Annotated in this window: 23 protein-coding genes and 1 rRNA gene; 7 read left to right on the top strand and 17 right to left on the bottom strand. The window is 59.4% G+C overall.

The annotated features are described in order from the left end of the window. The coding region (locus tag TU82_RS28495; RefSeq protein ID WP_141234481.1) for an IS3 family transposase at positions 1–90 on the top strand (90 nt) is incomplete at its 5' end. Between the two features lie 68 nt (positions 91–158). On the opposite strand, the gene TU82_RS27100 is transcribed toward TU82_RS28495, so the two are convergent. The 6 genes from TU82_RS27100 to TU82_RS27125 all read right to left on the bottom strand — a co-directional run bounded on the left by TU82_RS27100 (position 159) and on the right by TU82_RS27125 (position 6,014). After that, positions 159–743 (bottom strand): nucleotidyltransferase family protein, encoded by a 585-nt coding sequence (locus TU82_RS27100; RefSeq protein ID WP_057726431.1) that lies wholly within the window; start codon positions 741–743, stop codon positions 159–161. After that, positions 740–1,726 carry an XdhC family protein gene (locus TU82_RS27105; RefSeq protein WP_057726433.1) on the bottom strand — a complete coding sequence of 329 codons (987 nt, stop codon included), beginning with the start codon at positions 1,724–1,726 and terminating at the stop codon, positions 740–742. The genes TU82_RS27100 and TU82_RS27105 overlap by 4 nt, the downstream gene beginning before the upstream one ends. 140 nt (positions 1,727–1,866) lie before the next feature. Next, complete coding sequence (locus TU82_RS27110; RefSeq protein WP_057726435.1) at positions 1,867–3,198, bottom strand: dicarboxylate/amino acid:cation symporter; 1,332 nt, start codon at positions 3,196–3,198, stop codon at positions 1,867–1,869. Between the two features lie 471 nt (positions 3,199–3,669). Next, a complete protein-coding gene (locus TU82_RS27115; RefSeq protein WP_057726436.1) occupies positions 3,670–5,016 on the bottom strand; it encodes an ATP-binding protein in 1,347 nt (448 codons plus the stop codon). Continuing rightward, positions 5,013–5,690 (bottom strand): response regulator, encoded by a 678-nt coding sequence (locus tag TU82_RS27120; protein ID WP_010208358.1) that lies wholly within the window; start codon positions 5,688–5,690, stop codon positions 5,013–5,015. Before TU82_RS27120 ends, TU82_RS27115 begins: the two co-directional genes overlap by 4 nt. A gap of 18 nt (positions 5,691–5,708) precedes the next feature. Then, positions 5,709–6,014, bottom strand: coding sequence for a hypothetical protein (locus TU82_RS27125; protein WP_057726466.1), 306 nt, complete (start codon positions 6,012–6,014; stop codon positions 5,709–5,711). 151 nt (positions 6,015–6,165) lie between these two features. Here TU82_RS27125 and TU82_RS27130 point away from each other — a divergent pair, with 151 nt between their 5' ends. Continuing rightward, positions 6,166–6,882 carry a 4'-phosphopantetheinyl transferase family protein gene (locus TU82_RS27130; protein ID WP_057726467.1) on the top strand — a complete coding sequence of 239 codons (717 nt, stop codon included), beginning with the start codon at positions 6,166–6,168 and terminating at the stop codon, positions 6,880–6,882. Between the two features lie 80 nt (positions 6,883–6,962). Here TU82_RS27130 and TU82_RS27135 read toward each other — a convergent pair whose 3' ends face one another. After that, positions 6,963–8,573: an ATP-binding protein gene (locus TU82_RS27135; RefSeq protein WP_057726438.1), complete on the bottom strand. Its 1,611-nt coding sequence runs from the start codon at positions 8,571–8,573 to the stop codon at positions 6,963–6,965. Then, positions 8,570–9,295 (bottom strand): response regulator, encoded by a 726-nt coding sequence (locus TU82_RS27140; protein ID WP_057726440.1) that lies wholly within the window; start codon positions 9,293–9,295, stop codon positions 8,570–8,572. The genes TU82_RS27135 and TU82_RS27140 overlap by 4 nt, the downstream gene beginning before the upstream one ends. A 663-nt stretch (positions 9,296–9,958) precedes the next feature. On the opposite strand from TU82_RS27140, the gene TU82_RS27145 reads away from it, so the two are divergent. After that, entirely contained in the window at positions 9,959–12,850 is a 2,892-nt protein-coding gene (locus tag TU82_RS27145; protein ID WP_057726442.1) for a ribonucleoside-diphosphate reductase subunit alpha, read from the top strand. Positions 12,851–13,001: 151 nt separating this feature from the next. On the opposite strand, the gene TU82_RS27150 is transcribed toward TU82_RS27145, so the two are convergent. The 7 genes from TU82_RS27150 to TU82_RS27180 form a co-directional block, all read right to left on the bottom strand. Next, on the bottom strand, positions 13,002–14,090 hold the full coding sequence (locus TU82_RS27150) for a hypothetical protein (RefSeq protein ID WP_057726444.1): 1,089 nt from the start codon (positions 14,088–14,090) through the stop codon (positions 13,002–13,004). Between the two features lie 180 nt (positions 14,091–14,270). Then, on the bottom strand, positions 14,271–15,581 hold the full coding sequence (flgE, locus tag TU82_RS27155) for a flagellar hook protein FlgE (protein WP_057726446.1): 1,311 nt from the start codon (positions 15,579–15,581) through the stop codon (positions 14,271–14,273). Positions 15,582–15,612: 31 nt separating this feature from the next. Continuing rightward, complete coding sequence (flgD, locus tag TU82_RS27160; RefSeq protein WP_057726448.1) at positions 15,613–16,332, bottom strand: flagellar hook assembly protein FlgD; 720 nt, start codon at positions 16,330–16,332, stop codon at positions 15,613–15,615. Between the two features lie 16 nt (positions 16,333–16,348). After that, positions 16,349–16,792 carry a flagellar basal body rod protein FlgC gene (gene flgC / locus TU82_RS27165; protein WP_024076985.1) on the bottom strand — a complete coding sequence of 148 codons (444 nt, stop codon included), beginning with the start codon at positions 16,790–16,792 and terminating at the stop codon, positions 16,349–16,351. Between the two features lie 3 nt (positions 16,793–16,795). Further along, positions 16,796–17,203: a flagellar basal body rod protein FlgB gene (gene flgB, locus TU82_RS27170; RefSeq protein WP_057726450.1), complete on the bottom strand. Its 408-nt coding sequence runs from the start codon at positions 17,201–17,203 to the stop codon at positions 16,796–16,798. A gap of 312 nt (positions 17,204–17,515) precedes the next feature. After that, the gene (gene cheR, locus TU82_RS27175) at positions 17,516–18,343 is read right to left on the bottom strand and encodes a protein-glutamate O-methyltransferase CheR (RefSeq protein WP_057726452.1); all 828 of its coding nucleotides are present in this window, start codon (positions 18,341–18,343) and stop codon (positions 17,516–17,518) included. A gap of 43 nt (positions 18,344–18,386) precedes the next feature. Then, a complete protein-coding gene (locus TU82_RS27180) occupies positions 18,387–19,319 on the bottom strand; it encodes a chemotaxis protein CheV (protein ID WP_057726455.1) in 933 nt (310 codons plus the stop codon). 75 nt (positions 19,320–19,394) lie between these two features. On the opposite strand from TU82_RS27180, the gene flgA reads away from it, so the two are divergent. From flgA to TU82_RS27200, 4 genes are all read left to right on the top strand, one after another. After that, complete coding sequence (gene flgA, locus TU82_RS27185) at positions 19,395–20,159, top strand: flagellar basal body P-ring formation chaperone FlgA (RefSeq protein ID WP_057726457.1); 765 nt, start codon at positions 19,395–19,397, stop codon at positions 20,157–20,159. A gap of 140 nt (positions 20,160–20,299) precedes the next feature. Further along, on the top strand, positions 20,300–20,620 hold the full coding sequence (flgM, locus tag TU82_RS27190; protein WP_057726458.1) for a flagellar biosynthesis anti-sigma factor FlgM: 321 nt from the start codon (positions 20,300–20,302) through the stop codon (positions 20,618–20,620). A gap of 48 nt (positions 20,621–20,668) precedes the next feature. Next, entirely contained in the window at positions 20,669–21,139 is a 471-nt protein-coding gene (locus TU82_RS27195; protein ID WP_057726460.1) for a flagella synthesis protein FlgN, read from the top strand. Between the two features lie 96 nt (positions 21,140–21,235). After that, positions 21,236–21,985, top strand: coding sequence for a flagellar brake protein (locus TU82_RS27200; protein ID WP_057726462.1), 750 nt, complete (start codon positions 21,236–21,238; stop codon positions 21,983–21,985). Positions 21,986–22,042: 57 nt separating this feature from the next. Here TU82_RS27200 and TU82_RS27205 read toward each other — a convergent pair whose 3' ends face one another. Together TU82_RS27205 and rrf are read right to left on the bottom strand one after the other, a co-directional pair. Further along, positions 22,043–23,416, bottom strand: coding sequence for an MFS transporter (locus TU82_RS27205; protein ID WP_057726464.1), 1,374 nt, complete (start codon positions 23,414–23,416; stop codon positions 22,043–22,045). Positions 23,417–23,807: 391 nt separating this feature from the next. Next, positions 23,808–23,883 (bottom strand): 5S ribosomal RNA (gene rrf / locus TU82_RS29680); the annotation flags it as partial.

Below are 23,883 nucleotides of genomic sequence, written 5' to 3' on the forward strand. Positions count from 1 at the left end.
TACATCCAGTATTACAATCACTCGCGTATCAGATTGAAGCTAAACGGCCTGAGTCCTGTTGAATACAGAACTCAGGCCGCTCAGGCGTAGACAGAAAATCGTCCAGCTTTGTGGGGTCAGTTCACTCCGCGTGGGAACGATCACAGTTGCTCCCACATTCAGTCGGCACTGAAACTCAACTGTTGCGGCACATCCACATCCCATAGCACGCCAGGATCATCCACCTGCACGCCCCGCACCTGTGCCCATGCAAACAAAGCCTTCGCGCCACGGTCGCCGGACAACGCCATCAATGCAGGCCCAAATACACGGCCGAAAGCCACCGGATGCCCATACTGTCCGGCATGCACCGGCACAGTGATGCTTGCCGGATCGGCCAGCACACGCTCGATCGTCGCGGAACGAATAAACGGCATATCCCCCAGCACCACTAGCCAGCCCTCTGCCGAAGCACTGGCCGCAACGGCTGCGGCAATGCTATCGCCCATACCGGCCGATTCCAGCAGCAGGACCTTACAACCCTGTGCCTCAGCCAGCCGAATCACCTCAAGGCGTTCCGGTGACGTCACCACCCAGCGCTCAGCAAGCGTTGCCGGCAGGTTCACCAACACCTGCTCGATAACCGCTCGCGTCACACCATCCAAACCCATGCAATCTGCCAGCAACTTATCCCTGTCAGCCCCGGCTTCGGCACGAAAGCGACTGCCCTGCCCCGCCGCCAGCACGATCGCCGTCACTGTCACTGGGCAACCGCCGCCAGCGGCTTTTTCTGCAGGGCCGCCACGCCGTTCTTGATCGCAACAATTTCCGCCATCAGCGACAGGGCAATTTCCGCTGGTGTATGACTGCCGATGTGCAAGCCGATGGGCCCATGCAAACGCGCAATCGCTTCTGCCGACAGCCCCAACGTCGCCAGGTTTTCCCGTCGTTTCTGAGTGTTGACCCGCGAACCGAGGGCGCCGATGTAGAACGCGCTGGAATTCAACGCCGTGAGCAAGGCCATGTCATCCAGGCGTGGGTCGTGGGTCAGACAGACAATCGCCGTGCGTTCATCGGTCTGGATATTCAGCACCGCTTCATCGGGCATGCCCGGCACGAAGCGGCCATGGTGTTCTTCCCAGCCATACACAAACTCTTCACGCGGGTCGCAGATCAGCACTTCGAAATCGAGCAGGCGCGCCATTTCTGCGACGTAGCGCGACAGTTGCCCGGCGCCGATCAACAGCAGGCGCCAGCGTGGCCCATAGATGGCGCGCAGGCACCGGTCGTCGAAGGTCACTGCATCGGTCTTGCTCGCGGCGCTGAGGGTCACTTTGCCAGTGGCCAGGTCCAGCTCCCGCGCAACAATTTGATGATCCTCGCAGCGCGCCAGCAATTGCGCGACCCACGCCCAGTCGTCCACCCGCTCTTCGGTCAGGCGCAGGGTGCCGCCGCAGGGCAGGCCGAAGCGCGCCGCCTCATCGCGAGTGACGCCGTAGGTGACCAACTGCACCGGCGGGCCATCGTCGGGCAAACGGCCATCCTGCAAGCGCGCGATCAAGTCGTCCTCGATGCAACCGCCGGACACCGAGCCGATCACCACCCCGTCGCCACGCAAGGCCAACATCGCCCCCGGTGGGCGCGGCGCGCTGCCCCAGGTCTGCACCACGCTGTACAACACCACGCGTTGCCCGGCGCGGCGCCACTCAAGCACGCTGCGCAAGACATTCAGATCCACACTGTCCACAAAACCTCCCGCAAGCGTTTCAACCGATTCATTTACTGTAAAACAAAAGCCACTGCCATGACGCGCCAGAAACGCAAACGCCCCGAACCAGTCGGGGCGTTTGTGTGTGGCTGTCGGCGTTAGTTCACGCCATCTGCAGCTTACTTGACCACAGGTGCAGGGCCTTCGGCCACGCCCAGGTCGTCGATTTCGCGGGTTTCGGAGATACCGGTACCGCCGGATGCCAGCTCGCTTTGCAGCTTGTCGGTGTCCAGTTCCTTGACCCACTTGGCAACCACGATGGTGGCAACAGCGTTACCGACCAAGTTGGTCAGCGCGCGGGCTTCGGACATGAAGCGGTCGATACCCAGGATCAGCGCCAGGCCGGCGACCGGCAGGTGGCCGACAGCCGACAGGGTGGCAGCCAGCACGATGAAGCCCGAGCCGGTCACGCCCGCAGCGCCCTTGGAGGACAGCAGCAGCACCAGCAGCAGGGTGATCTGGTGGGTGATGTCCATGTGGGTGTCGGTCGCCTGGGCGATGAACACGGCGGCCATGGTCAGGTAGATCGACGTACCGTCAAGGTTGAACGAGTAACCGGTCGGGATCACCAGGCCAACCACGGATTTCTTCGCGCCCAGACGCTCCATCTTGATCAGCATGCGCGGCAGTGCGGATTCCGAAGACGAAGTCCCCAGCACGATCAGCAGCTCTTCGCGGATATAGCGAATCAGCTTCAACACGCTGAAGCCGTGGGCGCGGCAGATCGCGCCCAGCACTACCACCACGAACAGCACGCAGGTGATGTAGAAGCAGATCATCAACTGACCCAGCTGCACCAGGGAACCTACACCGTAGGCACCGATGGTGAATGCCATGGCGCCCAGCGCACCGATGGGCGCCAGCTTCATGATCATGTTGATGATGTTGAACATCACGTGGGCGAAACGATCGATGAAGTCCAGCACCGGCTTGCCGTAGGCACCCAGGCGGTGCAGGGCGAAACCGAAGATCACCGAGAACATCAGCACTTGCAGGATGTCGCCGTTGGCGAAGGCGCCGACGATGGTGTTCGGGATGACATTGAGGATAAAGCCGACGATGCTCTGGTCTTTACCGGCGGTCACGTAGGCAGCGACTTTGGACGCATCCAGGGTTGCCACGTCGATGTGCATGCCGGCGCCCGGCTGCACGACGTTGACCACGATCAGGCCGATCAGCAACGCAATGGTGGAAACGACTTCGAAGTACAGCAGCGCGTAGCCGCCGGTTTTGCCCACCGATTTCATGCTTTGCATGCCAGCGATGCCGCTGACCACGGTGCAGAAGATGATCGGGGCGATGACCATTTTGATCAGCTTGATAAAGCCGTCACCCAGTGGCTTGAGGGCCACGCCGGTCTGCGGGTAGAAGTGACCGAGCAAAATACCGATAACGATTGCGACGATCACCTGGAAATACAGGGATTTGTAGAGTGGCTGACGAGTCGTCATTGCAAAGTTCCTCAATCGCACCGTGTGGCAAATATCCGCCATTGCCCACGACACTTGAATTGCGAACCCTCCTGCACTGGAGGGATTTGTTGTTGGCGAGGCCTGTAGGAACAATCCTGCGCTGTGATGTTTATCGCAAACAGCGTGCCACTTTGTCTGAAACCGATGAAAGCCTTTAGACATCAGGGTTGGCGGCTTGCCGTGGCCCGTCAGGCGCGCAACAAGGTGGCGGTTTTCCGCCGGCCCAACCCGCCTCGTCCTACAATTTGGCGGATATCCGCCTTGTGACCCGCCAGGCGATAGCTACCATCGGCCGCTCCATGGACCAGGCCCTGTCATGCGTGAACGCACCATCGCCAGTCACTGCGCCCGCGCTGCCCTGGGGGCATCGGGCGTTCAATAAGTGGACAGGGTTGACGCCGGGGGCGTATCGCGCTCAGGAAGTTTAAAGGTGGGCGTTCGCCAACCCCCTCACAAGGCCGGAAAGTGAATCCTGAACGCCGCGCCACCCAGCGCCGAATCACCCAGGGTCAGCCGCGCGTGATAACTTTCGATGATGTCCTTGACCACCGCCAGCCCGATGCCTTGCCCCGGGTGCTGCCGATCAAGCCGTTCGCCGCGCTGTAGAATCCGTGCGCGCTGGTCCGGTGGCACACCGGGGCCGTCGTCTTCGATGCACAGTTCACTGCCGTCCAGGTGTTCCACGAGGCTGATGCGGACCTGCTTCACACATAGGCGGTAGGCGTTTTCCAGCAGGTTGCCGAGCATCTCGAGCAGGGCGCCTTTCTCGATGGGCACGTCGCACGCGTCCGGCAGGTCGAGGGACACGGTGACGCGCTTGTCCCGGTAAACCTTGTCCAACGTGTCGCACAGGCTTTGCAGCACCGGTTCCAGGCGTACCTGGTGACGGACCAGGCCGCTCTTGCGTAGGCTGGCGCGCTGCAATTGGTAGCCGATCTGCTGGCTCATGCGCTCGATCTGCGACTGCAGCACCCAGGCCTGGCTGCGCTCCTCGGGGCGCTGGGCCATGTCTTCGCTCACACCCTGCAATACCGCCAGCGGGGTTTTCAGGCTGTGGGCCAGATCATCCAGGGAGTCGCGGTAGCGCGCCCGCTGCTCACGCTCGCTGTGCAGCAAACGGTTGAGGGAACCGGTGAGGCGCAGCAATTCCCGGGGGTGCTCTTCGCTGAGGCTTTCGCGAGTGCCGCCTTCGATCTGGTCCAGTTCCTGGCTCAGGCGCCGCAGGGCCTGCAGGCCCCAGGTCAGGCCGAGCCAGAGCAGCGTCAACAGCACCAGCAACGCCGCGCCGAACCCCAGATAGAGATTCTCGCGCAGGCCTTCGAGGGTCAATTGGTACTCGCGCACCGGTTGCAGGGCGACGATGCTGAACGCCGCGCTCTTGCCGCCCAACAGGCGGACCTCGACGTCGTAGACGAAGAACTCCTGGCCGTTGGCCTCGCGGATGCGCGCAAATTCGTTGCCGCGCCCGTCGTAGCGCGGCTTGTAGTTGATGTTTTCTTCCTGGGTCGCCCGCGAACGCCACACAAGGTGGCCTTCACGGTCGTAGATATAGCCGAGCAGGCGACTGTCGGTCAGGTTGAAACGCTCATCGGGCAACTGCGCCGGCATGAGCAGCCGGTTATTTTCCACGCGCGCCGCAGAGATCAAGGTGGTGACATCCGATGCCAGGCGCTGCTCGATGGAATCCTGCAGCGCCAGGCTGAAAGCACCTTGCATGGCGGGCAACAAGCCCAGCATGAAGAGCACCGCCAGGGTGGCGGCAGCCAGCATCAGGCGCACACGGAGCGAGCGAATCAACGGCAGCGCTCATTGAACAGGTAGCCCAGGCCGCGCACGGTGTCGATCGGCTTGAACCCGGCCGGGCCTTCCAGCTTGCGGCGCAGGCGGCCGACCAGCACTTCGATGACGTTTGGGTCGCGCTCGTCGTCATCTGGATAGAGCTGTTCCATCAAACGGTCCTTGGCCACCACCTGCTGATGATGGCGCATCAGGTATTCAAGGATGCGGTACTCATAGGCCGTCAGCGCCAGCGGTTGTTCGTCCAGCGAGGCTTGTTTGCGATTGAGGTCCAGCAGCAGGGGCCCGGCGACGATGGTGGACTGGGTAAAACCGCTGGAGCGGCGCAGCAAGGCGTTCATTCGCGCCTCCAGCTCTTCGAACTGGAACGGTTTGACCACGTAGTCGTCGGCACCGGCAGCCAGGCCTTCGACTTTGTCCTGCCAATTGCCGCGGGCGGTCAGGATCAGGATCGGAAAGGTCTTGGCCTGGGTGCGCAGTTGCCGGATCAGGTCCAGGCCGCCCATGCCGGGCAGGCCCAGGTCGATGATCGCCAGGTCATGGTTGAATTGGCCGGTCTGGTACAGGGCTTCCTCGGCATTGGCCACGGCTTCGACGACGTGGCCGCTGTCGGTCAGGCGGGTAAACAGGTGATGACGCAACAGCGCCTCATCTTCCACCACCAGCAATTTCATAAGGCTCTCCAAGGCAATTCAACAGTCCGAGCGAGGGATATCATAGCGGCCCTGCAGGTCTTGCGGGCGCAGTTTAATGCCATTGTATTGGCCAGACAGAGGCGCGTAACCGGTGCGGTAACCCGGTTGAGGCGCGGTGACCAGCGACTGGCCCCACGGCGCGGCCTGAACGTTCACCTCTTCGAAGCTGACACGATGGATCAGGTTGCTGGCTTTTTTGCTTTTCTCTCGGCCAAAGGCGGCAAAAGTGCTATCGCTGGCTTGCACACCGGCAGTGGCACTGAGCATGGTCAACGCCAACAACAGTTTCTTGATCGCAGTCATGGTGGTTACCTCGTAAGCGTTCAGGCTGTGGGTCCACACTACGCAAGCGCCCCTGAACTCCCCCTGAACGGGCTCTGAACCCGGCCTGAACCGCAACCGGCCATGCACGACGGACTATGCACTGACGCGTCAACTCGGCAAAATGTCGCGCATGACGCCCCTACCCGCCTGCTGTACCCCACTCGATGCCGACTGGCCGCTGCCTGCGCCCTTGCCGGGCACGGTGTTCCTGAGCACGCGATTCGATCCGGCCTTATTGAACCCCAGTGATTTCCAGCGCAGCGCCGTGCCGCCGCCGGCGAGCATCCAGCGCTCGGTAGCCAAGCGCCAGGCGGAATTCCTCGCCGGCCGCCTGTGCGCCCGCGAAGCGCTGCGACGACTCGATAACCTTGACTGCATTCCGGCCATCGGTGAGGACCGCGCTCCGATCTGGCCAAGGCATATCAGTGGTTCAATCACCCACAGCACCGGGCACGCTGCGGCGATTGTCGGGCACAAGGCGCAGTGGCGCGGGCTGGGGATGGACCTGGAGAACCTGCTGACGCTGGAACGGGCCGAACGCCTGGCGGGGGAGATTCTTACCGGCGATGAAGTGCAACGCATGGCCAGCCTACCGCGCGAGCACACCGCCCTGCTGGTGACGCTGACGTTTTCGGTCAAGGAGAGTCTGTTCAAGGCGCTCTACCCTCTCGTGCGCAAGCGTTTTTATTTTGAGCATGCCGAGGTGGTGGAGTGGTCGCAGGCAGGGTATGTGCGGCTGCGGTTGCTGACGGACCTGTCCAGTGAGTGGTGTCATGGCAAGGAATTGGAGGGGCAGTTCAGGGTGGATGGGGAGCAGTTGTTGAGCCTGGTGGCGGTTGGCGCCTGATAGACCGCTATCGGGGGCAAGCCCCCTCCCACATTTGCAATGCATTCCCCTGTGGGAGGGGCTTGCTCCCGATGGCGGTGTCAGGGTTTTCCCTGATCTCTGGGCCAACTCAGGCTGAAGCACGCCCCGCCCAGGTTGTTGCTCTTGCTGATCAACGCCCGGCCGCCGTGCCAATAGATAATCCGCCGCACGATCGACAAGCCCAGGCCATGCCCGCCCGAGGCGCGGGTGCGGCTGTCGTCCAGGCGCAGGAACGGGGTGAACACGCGTTCCCAGGCGCTTTCCGGTACGCCGGGGCCATCGTCCTCCACGTCGATACGGCAACGCACCTGCCCTACCTGATAACTGATCAACACCTGGCCCTTGGCGTGGCGCATGGCATTGCTGACCAGGTTCTGCAGCGCGCGATGCAGGTAGCGGGGTTCGGCATCCACCCAGGCGTGCGCCGGATGCGCCGGTGACGGGCAAATCCCCCGAGTGACGTTGACGTGCGGGCGCAGTGGCGACAATTCGCCGATCACCTGGTCGAGCAACGCATCGAGGTCGACGCGCTGGAAATCCAACGCCGGCGCGCCCTGCTCCAGGCGCGCGTAAGTGAGCATCTCATCGACCAGGCCGTCAAGGTCCTGGATATCGCCGTCCATGCCCTCCAGGTATTTGCGCCGGGCCTCGGCGGTGGTGGCATTGCCCAGCATCTCCAGACCGAAGCGCAGGCGCGCGACCGGCGTGCGCAGCTCGTGGGACACTGCGCGCACCAATTCACGCTGAATCGCCAGCAATTGCTGCAAGTGTTCGGCCATGCCGTTGAACGCCGCCGCCAACCGGCCCACCGAATCGGCGCCTCGCGCCGGTACGCGAACTTCCAGATTGCCCTTGGCGATGCGCGTAGCCGCCGCCTCCAGGCCCTTGAGCCGACGCTCGAGCTGACGCACCAACAGGTAGACGATCAGGCCGATCAGAGTCAGGCCGATCAACGCGATCAGGATCAGCCATTGCGCCGGGTACGGGTTCATTTGATACAGCGGGCCGATTTCCAGCACCCAGGGCGTGCCGACCATGCCGGCAAACACGCGAATCGAATCACCGCCCTTGCCCAGGGCCATCACCGTATCGCCTTCCGCCACGCGACGGCGCTGGTCGTCGTCCATATCGGCCCGGTCGAGGGTCATCAGGTGCATCTCGAAACCAAAGCCCTTGGCGTGCTTGAGGTCAGCCAAACGTTGCGGCTGCTCGTCCACCGGAAACCGCACCAGTTCGTCGGCCAGCAGGTAGATAGTGGCGCGGGCCAACTGTTCGCTGATCTGCTGCACTTCGCCGGTGAGCACCAGCTGTTCCTGTTCGCTGACCAGACGCACTACCCGCGCGGCATGGGGGCCCGTCTGCTGCACCAGGACCTGGCCACGTTGCAGGCGTTTGCGCTGGCCCATGTCCAGGTGTGCGTCGGTGAAGGTGCGCAACTCAAGCGGAATGCCTAGCAATCGCTCCCACACGGCCAATGCACGCTGGCGCTCGATGCCGCTCATGGGCTGCAGATTGTCGCCCATCAGTGCGAACGTGCCGTGGGCCAGGCGCTCGCGGTATTGGCCGCTGCGCACATCGTTGAGCAAGTGCAGGGCCAGCACCCCCAGCAGCGCGACCAGGATCAGCGCGGCGCACATGCCGCCGTAGATGCGCAGGAAGATCGAGTTCACAGCGGCATGTCGGCAGCGGCTTCGGGCACGAACAGGTAGCCTTTGCTGCGGATGGTCTTGATCAGGCGCGGGTGGATCGGGTCATCGCCGATCTTGGGGCGGATACGTGAGATGCGCACATCAATCGAACGGTCCTGGCCGTCGTAACCGACGCCGCGCAAGGCGATGAAAATTTCTTCGCGCGAGAGAACGCGCCCGGCATTGGCCACCAACAGCCACAGCAGGTCGAACTCGGCACTGGTCAGCTCGATGCCACTTTGGTGCAACCAGGCCTCGCGCAAGGCGTTGTCCACCACCAGCGGGCCGAACTGCAGGCGGCGCTGGTGCTCCACCACCACCGCTGCCGCCGGTTCGCTGCGCCGCAGCAGGGCCTGGATACGTGCCAGCAACAAGCGCGGGCGCACGGGTTTGCACACGTAGTCATCGGCGCCCATGTCCAGGCCGAGCACCTGGTCCATGTCATCGGTGCGCGCCGTCAGCATCAGGATCACGCCGTCATAGCGCGGGCGTACCTTGCGGCAGATGCTCAGGCCGTCTTCGCCCGGCAGCATCAGGTCAAGGATCACCAGGTCCGGTTGCTCGGCGACGATGCGCGCCGCCGCCAGGGCACCGTCGTTCTCCACCGACACCCGCAGGCCGTTGCTCTCCAGGTACTCGCGGGTCAGCTCGGCGAGTCGCTCGTCGTCCTCGATGATCAATATCTGCCAGGCTTCCTGACCCATGGGTGATCCTCGTTGCGCTATCGATAACCACTGTGGGAGGGGGCTTGCTCCCGATTGCGGCGTGTCAGGCAATACATCTATTACTGATCCACCGATATCGGGGGCAAGCCCCCTCCCACATTCTGATCTTCATCAGGCATACCCTCTTTGTCATGTTTTGAGGGCATACCCGAGGTGGATTGTAGCCACGCGCCAACCGTTGAACACAAGCCTGGAAATCCATTCGGAGATCGCGTTTGTTTGTGATAGGGTTCGCGCCCTTCGAAAATGGCCAGCTTGTTTTGGCCTCGAAACATTTAATGACAAACGGCGCAATCCAGCAGTAATGCGGCCTACACCCCTATTCACCCTTTCTTACACATTTTACCCACAGCGTTATCCACAGGCTAGTGCGTTGCTAACACCCGTAAAACGCATTATCTTGTACCTCGGCACTTCAACAGACCCTACATGTAGGGTTTTTGAGACAAGCGCCCAACCACATAAGCGGCTCGAAATTCAAGCGTTTTATTGCTGGCGCAGCGTGGAACCAACCGATTTTCAGTAGACCAAACCGCTCACGCGGATGGCAGCTGTTTTTCATCCATGACATGGAAAACGGTACGGGTGTTGCAGGAAAGCCTGGCACTCGCAATCAAATATAGAACGTGGAGACAACCCCCCATGCAAACCGACACAACTCGCGAGAACCCGCAGGGCTCCGTGCCGCAGGCCGCTGATTCGAATCTGGATCTGTCCGCCACCGCACCTGGCCAATTGCGCGTGATCAAGCGTAACGGCACTGTCGTTCCTTACACCGATGACAAAATCACCGTCGCTATCACCAAAGCGTTTCTTGCAGTTGAAGGCGGCACCGCTGCCGCTTCGTCGCGCATCCACGACACCGTCGCGCGCCTGACCGAACAGGTCACCGCGACCTTCAAGCGTCGCATGCCATCGGGCGGCACCATCCACATCGAAGAAATCCAGGACCAGGTCGAACTGGCCCTGATGCGTGCCGGCGAGCAGAAAGTTGCCCGCGACTACGTGATCTACCGCGACTCGCGCGCCAAGGAACGTGCCGTGCACGCGCCCTCGGCCGAAGCTGTGCAAGCGCACCCGTCGATCCGCATCACCCTGGCCGACGGCAGCTTCGCGCCGCTGGACCTGGGCCGCCTGAACACCATCATCACCGAGGCCTGCGAAGGCCTGGAAGAAGTCGACGGTGACCTGATCCAGCGCGAAACCCTGAAGAACCTGTACGACGGCGTGGCCCTCACCGACGTCAACACCGCCCTGGTGATGACCGCCCGTACCCTGGTTGAACGCGAGCCGAACTACTCGTTCGTGACCGCGCGCCTGCTGATGGATACCCTGCGCGCCGAAGGCCTGGGCTTCCTGGGCGTGGCCGACAGCGCCACCCACCACGAGATGGCCGAGCTGTACGCCAAGGCCCTGCCGGCCTATATCGCCAAGGGCATCGAATTCGAATTGCTGAACCCGATCCTGGCCACCTTCGACCTGGAAAAACTCGGCAAGGCGATCAACCACGAGCGCGACCAGCAGTTCACCTACCTGGGCCTGCAGACCCTGTACGACCGTTACTTCATCCACAAGGACGGTATCCGCTTCGAACTGCCGCAGGTGTTCTTCATGCGCGTGGCCATGGGCCTGGCGATTGAAGAGAAGCACAAGGAAGACCGCGCGATCGAGTTCTACAACCTGTTGTCGTCCTTCGACTACATGTCGTCGACCCCGACCCTGTTCAACGCCGGCACCCTGCGTCCACAGCTGTCGAGCTGCTACCTGACCACCGTGCCGGATGACCTGTCGGGCATCTACCACGCGATCCACGACAACGCCATGTTGTCCAAATTCGCCGGCGGCCTGGGCAACGACTGGACCCCGGTGCGTGCACTGGGTTCGTACATCAAGGGCACCAATGGTAAATCCCAGGGCGTTGTGCCGTTCCTCAAAGTAGTCAACGACACCGCCGTTGCCGTGAACCAGGGTGGCAAGCGCAAAGGCGCTGTGTGTGCCTACCTGGAAACCTGGCACATGGACATTGAAGAGTTCATTGAGCTGCGCAAGAACACCGGTGATGACCGTCGTCGTACCCACGACATGAACACCGCCAACTGGATCCCGGACCTGTTCATGAAGCGCGTCTTCGATGACGGCCAGTGGACCCTGTTCTCGCCGTCCGAAGTACCGGACCTGCACGACCTGACCGGCAAGGCCTTCGAGGAACGCTACGAGTACTACGAAGCCCTGGCCCAGTACCCTGGCAAGATCAAGCTGTTCAAGACCATTCAGGCCAAAGACCTGTGGCGCAAGATGCTGTCGATGCTGTTCGAAACCGGCCACCCATGGCTGACCTTCAAGGACCCGTGCAACCTGCGCAGCCCGCAGCAGCACGTGGGCGTGGTGCACAGCTCGAACCTGTGCACCGAGATCACCTTGAACACCAACAAGGACGAGATCGCCGTTTGCAACCTGGGCTCGATCAACCTGCCGAATCACATCGTCAACGGCAAGCTGGACACCGTGAAGCTTGCACGCACCGTCAACACCGCCGTGCGCATGCTGGATAACGTGATCGACATCAACTACTACTCGGTGCCACAGGCGCAGAACTCCAACTTCAAGCACCGTCCGGTCGGCCTGGGCATCATGGGCTTCCAGGACGCGTTGTACCTGCAGCACATTCCTTACGGTTCGGATGCGGCCGTCGAGTTCGCCGACAAGTCCATGGAAGCGGTCAGCTACTATGCGATACAGGCTTCCTGCGACCTGGCCGACGAGCGCGGCGCCTACGAGACGTTCCAGGGTTCGCTGTGGTCCAAGGGCATCCTGCCGCTGGACTCGCAACAGATCCTGATCGAACAACGTGGGCAGAAGTACATCGACGTTGACCTGAACGAATCCCTGGACTGGGCGCCGGTACGTGCCCGTGTGCAGAAAGGTATTCGTAACTCCAACATCATGGCCATCGCACCGACCGCGACCATCGCCAACATCACCGGCGTCTCGCAGTCGATCGAACCGACTTACCAGAACCTGTATGTGAAATCGAACCTGTCGGGCGAATTCACCGTGATCAACCCGTACCTGGTTCGCGACCTGAAAGCCCGCGGCCTGTGGGACTCGGTGATGATCAACGACCTCAAGTACTACGACGGTTCCGTGCAGCAGATCGAGCGCATCCCGCAGGAACTCAAAGAGCTCTATGCGACCGCGTTCGAAGTGGACACCAAGTGGATCGTTGACGCCGCCAGCCGTCGTCAGAAGTGGATCGACCAGGCACAGTCCCTGAACCTCTACATCGCCGGCGCTTCGGGCAAGAAGCTGGACGTGACCTACCGCATGGCGTGGTACCGTGGCCTGAAAACCACTTACTACCTCCGTGCCCTGGCCGCGACCAGCACCGAGAAGTCGACCATCAACACCGGCAAGCTGAACGCTGTTTCCAGCGGCAACCACGGTGATGATTCGGTGCTCGCCGCGCCAGCCGGTCCGGCGCCAGTGCCGAAGGCTTGTGCGATTGACGAGCCGGATTGTGAGGCTTGCCAGTAAGCTGAGGCTCACTCAGGTTTAATTGGAAAAAAGCCTTCTGTAAGCCCTGGATCCCAGAGGGCTCACAGGGGGCTTTTTCTTGTACTTGCTTGTCATAGGGACCTGGCGAGCACAGCTACCAGAATAGGTTGCACGCACTGCCTGTTTTTAATTACGCATATTCCCGCTTGAACCCCCAGGCTATCAAATTGGGATCAGTCCTTACGTTACCGTACCTGGTACCCCATCGATCCTCACTACGATTCAACACGGCGAGCGAATGCGTGTTGTTATCCAAGGTACCGACTCTGCCCGCAGCCAATTGCGAAGGGCTGACCCTCTCTATAAGATTCCCATAGCCCAATCGATTAAAAGTCTCCACAGCCCACTCACCGTTATTGATGCTGTTAATGGCTTCGCTGAAACTACTTCCTGAAATCCCATCATTTCGCTGCCTCATTGCCTGAACGTTATTCACGGCCAACATTAAATTCATGAATCCGAGCAGCTTCGGATCCTGTCCTTGTAGTTGAGCCCGTGCTGCTGACTCACGGTACTGTGCCTGTGTAACCTGGACATGATTACCGTTTTTGAGAGTCACATCATAATTACCCGAAGCATCCCGTTTGATATCTTTAAACACACCGGCCGGGCCGAACTGCGCGATCATGGCCTTACACGCTGAAATAGCACCGCAATTGCCTTCCTGACCCTGATAGGCGCCAGAAAAGAGATTGCTCGGCATCTCACCGGGTTTGTAGCTACCTGGCTCGAAATTGGTTTGATTCGTCCCTGCCGTAACCGGCAAGTTACCCACTTTCTCCCCGAGCCCCAGCGTCCCGCCAGCATTGATGCCGCCTCCTAGCCCACCGCCCAGATAGCGACCGCTGCCACCGCCGCCTCCCCCACTACCACCCAGCTGCGACTCAGCACCAGTAGATACATCATCAGGAAACAGCTCTGGAAACAATGCTTTCAGAAACTCAAGCCAACTGTAAGGAGCGTCTTTCTTCAGTTTTTCGATAATCTCCTTGAACTTGTCCTCGCCCAACTTTTCACGCAAATCATTAAGCTTGTTACGCAAGTCCTGAACAGTCTGGCTCTTGGAGGTTTTCTGAGCATCTTCCAGCTCCTTTAGCAGCTTTAAGATGGCGTCCTTATCGGTATCCGTGCTGTCTTTGGTTTCTTCAACACGTGGTATCCCGTTGCTACTTTCGAAATACGCATAATCCTTTTGGCTTGTTACCGATCCCCCCCACATACGGTTCCCCTTTCATCAAAACCTGTTCGCTTCGATGAGTGAGAAGAACGGTGTAGGCAGTTCCAATAAAAATGTGCAATCACATGACCGTCAGATAGCGCAGAAGGGGAGCAATTTAAAAAAAGCAAAAAAAACCCCTCGATCGAGGGGCTTTTTCGTCTTCGTGGCAAACCAACAGCATCACGTCATCTGAATGATCGTCTGCATGATGGTGCTCTGGGTGGAGATGGTCTTGGCGTTCGCCTGGTAGTTGCTCTGGGCCTTGATCAGGTCCACCAACTCATTGGTCAGGTTGACGTTGGAGTTCTCCAGGGAGTTGGCCACGATCGAGCCCAGGGTGCCGGCTTGCGGGGTGTCGTAACCCGGCTGGCCCGAAGCGAAGGTCTCTTTCCAGGTGGTGCTGCCGGCGGGTTGCAGGCCTTGTTCGTTGTTGAAGCTGGCCAGCGAGATCTGGCCGATGGCCTTGCTCTGCTGGTTGCTGAAGGTGGCGAACATTACGCCGTTGCCGTCGATCTTCAGCCCGGTAATCTGGCCGGTGGCATAGCCGTCGGTGACCGGAGGGTTACGGTAGGTGGCCGAGTTGTACTGGGTAATGTTGGCCATGTTGACGGTAACCCCACCCGGGTTGGCATCCGCACCGTTGGCCTTCCACACACCATTGGTCACTGTGCCCGGAACCCAGCCGGCGACGGTGAGGGTCTTGTCGGATACACCACTGGTCACCACACTGGTGAGCTTGCCCGCGCCATCGAAGGTCAGGGTCGACGGAACAGGCGCCGTCGATGGGGTGCCCGTCGGGGCCGAACCATCAGGGTTGCGGCCGTCGATCAGGGTGTAGGCATTCCATTTGTTGCCGTCGGTTTTCACCAGGTACTGCACCATCGGGTGGGCGTTGCCCTGGGAATCGTACAAGGTGGTGCTGTATTGCGTGGTGAAGGTATCGGTCTTGGTGGGATCGAACGGCTTGGCCGTTTGATCGATCACCGGCTCCGAGGAGTTCAGGTTACTGGTGGAGTCCACTTTGGTGGAGGCCTTGGGCGGCAAGTTCGTCAGGTTCAGTTGCAGGTCGGTCAGGCCGCCCTTGATGATTTTGCCGTCATCATCCGCCGCGTAACCTTGCAGGCGCGAGGTACCGGTGTTGTTAGTGATGAAGCCGTCCTTGTCGGCACGGAAGGCACCGCTGCGGGTGTACTCCAGCGAACCGTCGCTGCCCTTCTGCACGAAGAAGCCGCCGCCCTGGATCGCCATGTCCAGAATGCCGCCGCTGCCATTCACGTCGCCCTGGGTGAATTGCTGCGACACCGCCGCCAGGTTCACGCCATTGCCGATGCTGTTCTGCCCGGTGCCCAGTTTGGACGCCGCGTAGATGTCGGCGAATTCCGCACGGGACGACTTGAAGCCCGTGGTCGCCACGTTAGCGATGTTGTTGCCGGTCACGTCCAGTTGTTTGTTGGCCGCATAGAGGCCGCTAAGGCCGATATTAAAAGACATGTTTCTCTCCCTCTGCCGTTGTTAGCCGGCTCTATGTACCGATAGTCTGAATTTGCGACAGCTTGACGCTGCCCATGCCGCCGGCAAGGTTGAGCAGCATTTCGCCGCCGGTCTTGCTCAGCGTTACGCTGGTTACCGTGGCCGGCAGCGAAGTGGCCAGGGCAACCGCGTCACCTTTGTCGCTCTTGGTGGAAGCCGCAAAGGTGTAAGTACCCGCTGGAGCGACCTCACCGTTGTCGTTCTTGCCATCCCAGATAAAGTCCGACGAACCCGCGCTCTGGGCGCCCATATCGAGGGTGCGCACCACATTGCCGTCCTTGTCGGCGATCTTGACCGAGACATTGCCTGTCGCCGCCGTCACCGCCACCGAACCGGTCATGCTTTTGCTGGTATCGACCAGTGCCTTGTCGGTCTGGGTGATGATCGAACGCCCCACCAGCGACGAAGCCTGCAGCGCCTGGGACGAGCTGAAGTTGCTCGAGATGTTATTCACCGAGTCGTTCAGGGTGTTGATGCCTTCCAGGCTGCTGAACTGCGCCAACTGCGCCACGAACGCGCCGTTATCCTGTGGCGACAACGGGTTCTGGTTTTTCAGCTGGGTGACCAGCAGTTGCAGGAATGCATCCTTGCCCAACGCCTGATTGCCGGTGGCGGCCTTGGAAACATTCGCTACATTATTTGACGCGTCCTTGACCTTGGAGTTGAACAGGTCCTGGACTGCCGAGTTGTTCGACGTATCAACGATGGCCATTATTTGGCGCCCCTTATCACTGACCCAGGGTCAGGACCTTCTGCATCATGGTTTTGGCGGTGTTCATCATTTCCGCGTTGGTCTGGAACGAGCGGCTGGCTGAGATCATGTCGGCCATTTCCTCGACCACGTTGACGTTGGGGTAGTAGACATAACCCTTTTCGTTCGCGGCCGGATGGTTGGGCTCGTAACGTGCTTCGAGGTTGCTCTGGTCTTCGACCACACCCAGCACCTGCACGCCTTGCCCAGCTGCATCCTGGTTCTGGAACAGCGAGTCACTGCCGCCGCTCTGGCCGCCCTGGAACATGGTGGCGAACACCGGATGACGGGCACGGTAAGTCTGATCAATGCTCGAAGACACGGTCTCGGCGTTGGCGATGTTACTGGCGACAGTGTTCAAACGCGTGGTCTGCGCGCTCATGCCACTGCCGGCAATATTGAAAACACTGGACAGGGACATGGCTTATTCTCCACGCAGGGCTGACATCAGCCCTTTGAATTTGCTGTTGAGCAGGGTGAAGCTGGCCTGGAAGTTCACCGAGTTTTCGGCGTAGTTCGATTGTTCCAGTTGAGCGTCGACAGTGTTCTGGTCGATCGACGGCTGCATCGGCGTGCGATACAGCAGCGACTCGTCACCACTGCTCAGGCCTTGCGCTTCGATATGACGGCTGTTGGTCATGTTCAAGGCGAAGGTGCCGTTCTTGGTTTTGTCCTGCTGTGCGGCGAGCACGGCGGAGAAGTCCAGGTCCCGAGCCTTGTAGTTCGGGGTGTCGGCGTTGGCAATGTTGTTGGCCAGGACTTCGGCACGCTGGGCGCGGAAGCCCAGGGCTTGTTCGTGGATACCGAGCGCTTTATCGAAGCTGATGCTCATGGCGGAAACCTTTAGGCTGACCTGCTGTTCGTTAGCAGGGTTATAGCAAGGTGCATGCCAATCCGGTGAAAGCCCGTGTATCAAGGGGTTGTGGGAAGATTTGCCGGCGGCAATGCCAGAAAAGCGGCAAGTGCTTTCCGCGTGGCGCCAGTAAAGCGGCAAGGGAAGGATTGCCGCCATCGTTGAAATTGCCGCGAAACAAATGTGGGAGGGGGCTTGCCCCCGATAGCAGTGTGTCATGTCATGAATAGCTGACTGACCCACCGCCATCGGGGGCAAGCCCCCTCCCACATTTTTACCGCGTAAACGTTGTTATTTGGCTTGGTAGATAATTCCCGGGCTGCACTGCACCATCTGGTAGTGATCCGGCAAGCCATTCAAGGCTTCTGAAGCGCCGAGGAATAAATACCCGCCGCGCTTGAGCGTGCCATGGATGCGCAGGAGGATGTCCTTCTTCACTTCGGCCGAGAAGTAGATCAGCACGTTGCGGCAGAACACCATGTCGAACTTGCCCAGGCTGGCGTAGCTGTCGAGCAAGTTGAACGAGCGAAATTCGACGCGGCTCTTGATCGGCGCCTTGATCGCCCAGCGCCCAGCCCCTTTCGGGTCAAAGTAGCGCTGCAGACGTTCTTGCGACAGGCCTCGGCCCAAAGCCAGGCTGTCGTATTCACCGGTCTTGCAGTTGGTAAGCATGCTGCCGGACAGGTCCGTCGCCACAATTTGCGCGCCGGCTTTCAATTGACCCATATTGGTCCGTTCGAACTCGTCGATGGACATCGAGATCGAATAGGGTTCCTGCCCCGAGGAGCAGGCCGCCGACCAGATACGCAGGCGCTGGCCCGGGCTGGCCTTGATGGCTTCCGGCAGCACTTTGTTCTTGAGCACCTCAAAGGGGTAGGTATCGCGAAACCACAGGGTTTCGTTGGTGGTCATGGCATCGACCACCATCTCCTTGAGCCCGCTGCGCGGCTGCCCCTGGATCCGCTGAACCAACTCACCCAGGGACTTGATGCCCTGCTGTTCCATCAGTTTGTTGAGACGGCTGGATACCAGGTATTGCTTGTTTTCACCGAGCAATATGCCACAGGCTTTTTCCAGGAAGACCCGGAATTGTTCGAAATCCAAATTACCCGTAGACAATGGTACCGCCTCTTAAATCGTGTGACCGCCAGGGGAAAATGCCCTAGCCGTGATCTGCTGCCTTGATCCGGTCGACTACCCGGGATGCGAGGTCATCAGGCCGGAACTTGGCCAGAAAGTCATCTGCACCAACCTTCTTGACCATGGCCTGATTGAATACCCCCGACAACGAAGTATGCAGGATGATGTGCAATTTTTGCATGCGTGGATCGCTGCGTATTTCAGCCGTGAGGGTGTATCCGTCCATCTCCGGCATTTCAATGTCGGAAATCATCATCAGGAATTCTTCTTCCGGCTTCTTGCCTTCGTCCACCAGCTTGCGCAGGTAATCCAGGGCTTGGCGCCCGTCATTGAGGGCCACCACGTCGACGCCGACGGTTTGCAGGCAACGCGTGACCTGCTTGCGCGCAACAGAGGAGTCGTCCACCGTCAACACGCGCAGGGATATCGCCTTGTGTGCCGTCTCGGCATCCACCACCCCGACGGAAATGGTTTCCGAAGTGGGCGCAACCTCGGCGAGGATTTTCTCCACGTCGATGATTTCCACCAGTTGGTTATCCACCCGCGTCACAGCCGTCAGGTAATGATCGCGGCCGGTGCCCTTGGGCGGCGGATGAATCTCTTCCCAGTTCATGTTGACGATACGTTCCACCGAGCGCACCAGGAACCCCTGGGTCTTGGTGTTGTACTCGGTAATGATCACGAACGGGCTCTGGCGGTCCTGCAAACCCGCGGAGCCGGTGGCCATTGCCAAGTCAAGAATGGGGATGGTCGCGCCACGGATATTGGCGACGCCACACACCACCGGACTGGACTTGGGCATGATCGTCAACTTGGGACACTGCAGCACTTCGCGCACTTTAAACACGTTGATGCCGTACAGTTGCTTGCCGTCCAGGCGAAAAAGCAACAACTCCAGGCGATTCTGCCCTACCAGCTGTGTGCGCTGGTTTACTGAATCCATTACACCTGCCATGCCCAGACTCCTAAATCCCAGAGGTACGATGCGTACCCAACACTAAACGGCACGAGCTTTGCTATTTGGTTGGCTATGGATATTAAAACGACAGTTTCCCGCCGCGCTTGCCGCCCAAAGTACCGCAGATTGCTCTGCGCCGCGATGGCGCTGCTTGTCTGGGGTGTGGGTGTCACGGCTCGCGCCGATAACGTCACCCTGCCTGATCTACTTATCGGCGTCACCCAGGGCTTTCTTGAATACACTGTAGAAGATTATCTGGAGACCACACAGACACCGGGACGTTATGAGATCCAGGTCAACCAGTTGGACCCGCGCCTGCGCATGCCGATGTGTGACAAGGAATTGACAGCCACCCTGGAAAGCCCGGCCCAGCCCATTGGCCGTGTCACCGTAAAAGTACGCTGTGAAGGCGCCTCACCCTGGACTGTGTTTGTGCCGGCTCAAGTCAAGTTGTTCCGCGACGTGGTCGTGGTGGCGCGACCGTTGAAGCGTACCGGCATCATTGGCGATGACGATGTTGTACTGCGTGAACGGGATATCAGCTTGATCAGTCAGGGTTACCTGACCTCCCTGGACCAGGCAATCGGGCAGCGGCTCACCCGACCAGTGGTCACCGATCAGGTGATTACCCTGGTTCATCTGGAGCAGGCAGAGGTCATCCGTAAAGGTGATCAGGTAGTGATTTCCGCCAGCAGCGGCGGGTTGAATGTAAAAATGCCGGGAGAAGCACTGTCCAACGGCGGCATGAGCGAACAGATTCGCGTCAAGAACCTCAACTCCAACCGCGTGATCAAGGCGCGGGTGACGGCCCCAGGCCAGGTCGAGGTGGCGTTATAGATTAGTGGTACAGGGCGCCAGGTTTTCCTACACTGTGCATGGAATTTCCCGTGTGGAGATTTATTGTCATTCGCGCCTAAAGTTTGCCCGGGTATTGCCGAAAACATGGCAAGCGTCCAAATACCCAGAGGTTTTTTATCATGGTCATCGATTTCAGCCGTTTAAATAACACCCCGACGACATCAGGCACTGCGCGTACTACCAGCAAGGAAAACGTAGAAGCCAAGTCTCAGCCCCTGCCCGCCAAGGCAGAACAGGCGAGTGCCAGCCAGAGTGGGGAGTCGGTACACCTGAGTAATGAGGCTCAGCAGTTGCAGAAGGTCACTGACTCGCTGCGCGATCAACCGGTTGTCAATAAAGCCCGTGTGGCCGAGTTGAAACAGGCAATCGCCGATGGCACTTATACCGTCGACAGCAACCGCGTAGCCAGCAAGCTGCTTAACTTCGAAGCCGAGCGCTAGGCAAAGGCCTGCGCTGGGCTTCTGGACGCTTAAAACCCAAGGCCAGCCATGCACCACGACGAACATTTGCTTCAACTGATCATTGATGATCTGGCGCCGACGCAACAATTGCTCGAGCTGCTTAAAGAAGAGTCCCTGGCCTTGTATGGTCGGGACATGCCTTTGCTCGAAGAAATACTCGCGCGCAAACAGTCACTGATTGTGCTGCTCGAACAGCATGGCAAGAAGCGCAGCGAGATTCTCATCAGCCTGGGCCTGCCTGCCGATCACGACGGCCTGGCACAACTGGCAAGTCACTCCTCGGTCGGCGATCAGTTGCTGGCGCAAAGCAAAGCACTCAATCAGCTGCTGACCCAGTGCCAGGAAGCCAACCTGCTCAACGGCCAGTCGATTCAGCTTCAGCAAGCCACCACAGCCAACCAGTTACGTATTCTTCACGGCGGTGAGCCTCCGGCCCTGTATAACGCCCAAGGCTCCACTTCTCGCCTGATCAAGCCAAGCACCCGCAGCCAAGCCTGACAGCGGTTTACAGCGCGGCCTATCCAAGGTGCGCTACATACTGGCAAAATGCCGGTTCTTGCGTGTAGTCGTATTTTGCCTGGAGATGGAACAACCGTGTTCAACACCCTTAATGCGGAAGATGCACCGCAGCCACCGAAGGTTCTTACCACGCCTTTGGAAATCGCCAGCACGCTGCGAATGCTTCAAGACAGCCATGATCCTTTGATCATCACGTTCCATGAACGCAGCCAACGCTTCCAGAGCTATCTTGTAGATATCGACAAAGACAGCAAGACGTTGGTACTGGACGAGATGATTCCACGTGACGGTGAGCGTCACCTCGAAAATGGCGAACCGTTCCGCATCGAAGGTTTCCATGATGGCGTTAGGGTTGCCTGGGACAGTAATGGCACGCTGAGCATCAGCGAGAAGGATGGTCACCGTATCTACAGGGGCAGCATGCCCAGCGAGGTGGTCTATCATCAGCGTCGTGATGCATTCCGCGCGGCCCTGAAGTTGGCGCAATTGGTCAATATTGAACTGGGTGGCGAAAAGCTTAAGGCTCCGATCAACGGCAAGTTGCTCGACATTTCGGCCACTGGGTGCAAATTGCGCTTTGAAGGCGATATCACCGAACGCCTGCAACTGGGCCAGGTCTATGACCGCTTCATCGCCGCGCTGCCATTCGGCAGCATGACCACCTCTGTCGAGTTGCGTTACCTGCATTTCGAAGACAGGATCAACACCACTTTTGCCGGCGTGCGCTTTCATAACATGAGCGGTTTAGTGCAGCGCCAAGTAGAACGCTTTGTGTATCAGCTGCAACGTGAAGCTCGCCGCTTCGACAAAGACGACGACTTCTAAGCCTTGAACACTCAGTATAAAACGGGCAGACCCTCATAGGATCTGCCCGTTTTTCGTTCAGGGGCGCGCTCGGCTCAAGTCATGGGGATGTTCTTCCGGGTCGGTTGACTCAGGCGCAATCTCTGCAGCCGGCTCGTCGACGGCAGGTTCGGGTTCCGGGTCAGGAACAGGGGTCTGCATCTGCTCCTGTACTACCTGTTCATCTACCCGCGGGTCAAGCGCGGCCACCAACGGCGAGCTGGACATGCTGTCAGGCATTGCCACGTGATGCAGCGGTGCGTCGTCTACCTGATGCAAGTTGGTCACCGCCTTCGGCCGTATACGCCAAACCAGGATCAACGCACACAGGCTGAAAAACGCGTACAGCATCTGGCTGCCGAACAGCTTCATCAGCACACCCGCCAGAAGCGGGCCGATACTGGCACCCACTCCGTAAGTCACCAGCAACATGGCCGTCAGCGATACCCTGCGATCACCTTCCACATGATCGTTGGAAAAAGCCACGGCCAACGGGTAAAGACAAAACTGCACGAGCGAACAGAAAAAGCCCGCCACGAACAGCACTTCCAGCGGGACCTGAGTCATGATCGCCAGGGGCAACGCCGCCACCGCCAGGCACAAGGCAAAGCAGCGGATCAGCAGCGCGCGATCATAGCGGTCCGACAACCAGCCCAGCGGCCACTGCACGAGCAGTCCGGCAAAAATGCAGGACCCCATGAACAAACCGACTTGCTCGGTCGTCAACCCTTGCTGTGAGGCATAGAGCGGCGCCAGGCCGTAGAACGAGCCGACGATCAGGCCAGCGCCCAGCACTGTGCTGAGCGACTGTGGCACACGCTTGATAAAGAAACGCGGCTCCATCGGCGCCGGATGCAGCGCCGCCGGGTGGATACGACGGGTCATGGCCACCGGCACCAGGCACAGGGCAAAGCACAGCGCTACCAGCATCAGCAATTCAAGCCCGAGATGGGGATGCATGACCAGTATCAGTTGACCCAGCACCAGACCAAGGTAGGAGGCGATCATATAGCCGCTGAACACTACGCCACGCTGCTTGGCATCCGCCTGTTCATTGAGCCAGCTTTCAATGACCATGTACTGGCACATCATCCCCAGGCCCACGATCATCCGCAGCACGATCCAGGCAGGCAGCCAATCGATCAGACCATGACCCAGCACCGCCGCGCCGACGATCCCGGCGCAGGTAGCGTAGGCGCGTATATGCCCGACACGGGCGATCAAACGGTGCCCGATCTTGCCACCCAGCACCAGGCCAAAGTAGTTGGCCGCCATCAGCGCACCCACCCACAGGCTGTCGACATGGTCGGCCGCCAGGCGCAATGCCAGATAAGTGCTAAGCAGGCCGGAGCCGATCAACATCATCAAGGAGGCGAAATAAAGGGCTCGAAAAGATTTCCAGATCTGGCGCATCGGCGTTCCGAGCGGCTCCTTGCAGTGAGGGGACAGGGCTATCGCATGATAGTCCGCGATGGTTGGGTCCGGACAGACGGCATGAGCCATTTCCGGGGATTATTTTGCTTACCCACTCAGACGCTGACTGCGTGGCGGCGAGGTACATAGCGTGGTGATAAATACACAGCGCACCACCTGTGAACCTGGATCATGCGCAAGGTTCGACTGGTGAGTGGATATCTGTCTTAAAAGCCCTGAATAGAGCGATATTTGAAACTTTGAGCATGTTCGAAACGCCTGCTTTAGGGTGGCGATCTTCGGGATTGAGCTAGCGGTTGCAAAGGACATGCTTTTCAACCGCCCAAAACAAAACCCCAACTGCTTTCGCAATTGGGGTTTCGGAATTTAATCTTGACGATGACCTACTCTCACATGGGGAAACCCCACACTACCATCGGCGATGCATCGTTTCACTGCTGAGTTCG

Origin of the sequence: Pseudomonas orientalis (genome assembly GCF_001439815.1) — a bacterium.
GTDB lineage: Bacteria > Pseudomonadota > Gammaproteobacteria > Pseudomonadales > Pseudomonadaceae > Aquipseudomonas > Aquipseudomonas orientalis.

Bases quoted from the DNA above. Each gene is read 5' to 3' on its own strand.
- flgM (WP_057726458.1), top strand. From the start codon at position 20,300: ATGGTCATCGATTTCAGCCGTTTAAATAACACCCCGACGACATCAGGC.
- flgA (WP_057726457.1), top strand. From the start codon at position 19,395: ATGGATATTAAAACGACAGTTTCCCGCCGCGCTTGCCGCCCAAAGTAC.
- flgD (WP_057726448.1), bottom strand. From the start codon at position 16,332: ATGGCCATCGTTGATACGTCGAACAACTCGGCAGTCCAGGACCTGTTC.
- TU82_RS27145 (WP_057726442.1), top strand. From the start codon at position 9,959: ATGCAAACCGACACAACTCGCGAGAACCCGCAGGGCTCCGTGCCGCAG.
- flgE (WP_057726446.1), bottom strand. From the start codon at position 15,581: ATGTCTTTTAATATCGGCCTTAGCGGCCTCTATGCGGCCAACAAACAA.
- TU82_RS27180 (WP_057726455.1), bottom strand. From the start codon at position 19,319: ATGGCAGGTGTAATGGATTCAGTAAACCAGCGCACACAGCTGGTAGGG.
- TU82_RS27150 (WP_057726444.1), bottom strand. From the start codon at position 14,090: ATGTGGGGGGGATCGGTAACAAGCCAAAAGGATTATGCGTATTTCGAA.
- TU82_RS27195 (WP_057726460.1), top strand. From the start codon at position 20,669: ATGCACCACGACGAACATTTGCTTCAACTGATCATTGATGATCTGGCG.
- flgB (WP_057726450.1), bottom strand. From the start codon at position 17,203: ATGAGCATCAGCTTCGATAAAGCGCTCGGTATCCACGAACAAGCCCTG.
- TU82_RS27205 (WP_057726464.1), bottom strand. From the start codon at position 23,416: ATGCGCCAGATCTGGAAATCTTTTCGAGCCCTTTATTTCGCCTCCTTG.
- TU82_RS27140 (WP_057726440.1), bottom strand. From the start codon at position 9,295: ATGGGTCAGGAAGCCTGGCAGATATTGATCATCGAGGACGACGAGCGA.
- TU82_RS27120 (WP_010208358.1), bottom strand. From the start codon at position 5,690: ATGAAATTGCTGGTGGTGGAAGATGAGGCGCTGTTGCGTCATCACCTG.
- TU82_RS27125 (WP_057726466.1), bottom strand. From the start codon at position 6,014: ATGACTGCGATCAAGAAACTGTTGTTGGCGTTGACCATGCTCAGTGCC.
- TU82_RS27130 (WP_057726467.1), top strand. From the start codon at position 6,166: ATGACGCCCCTACCCGCCTGCTGTACCCCACTCGATGCCGACTGGCCG.
- flgC (WP_024076985.1), bottom strand. From the start codon at position 16,792: ATGTCCCTGTCCAGTGTTTTCAATATTGCCGGCAGTGGCATGAGCGCG.
- TU82_RS27110 (WP_057726435.1), bottom strand. From the start codon at position 3,198: ATGACGACTCGTCAGCCACTCTACAAATCCCTGTATTTCCAGGTGATC.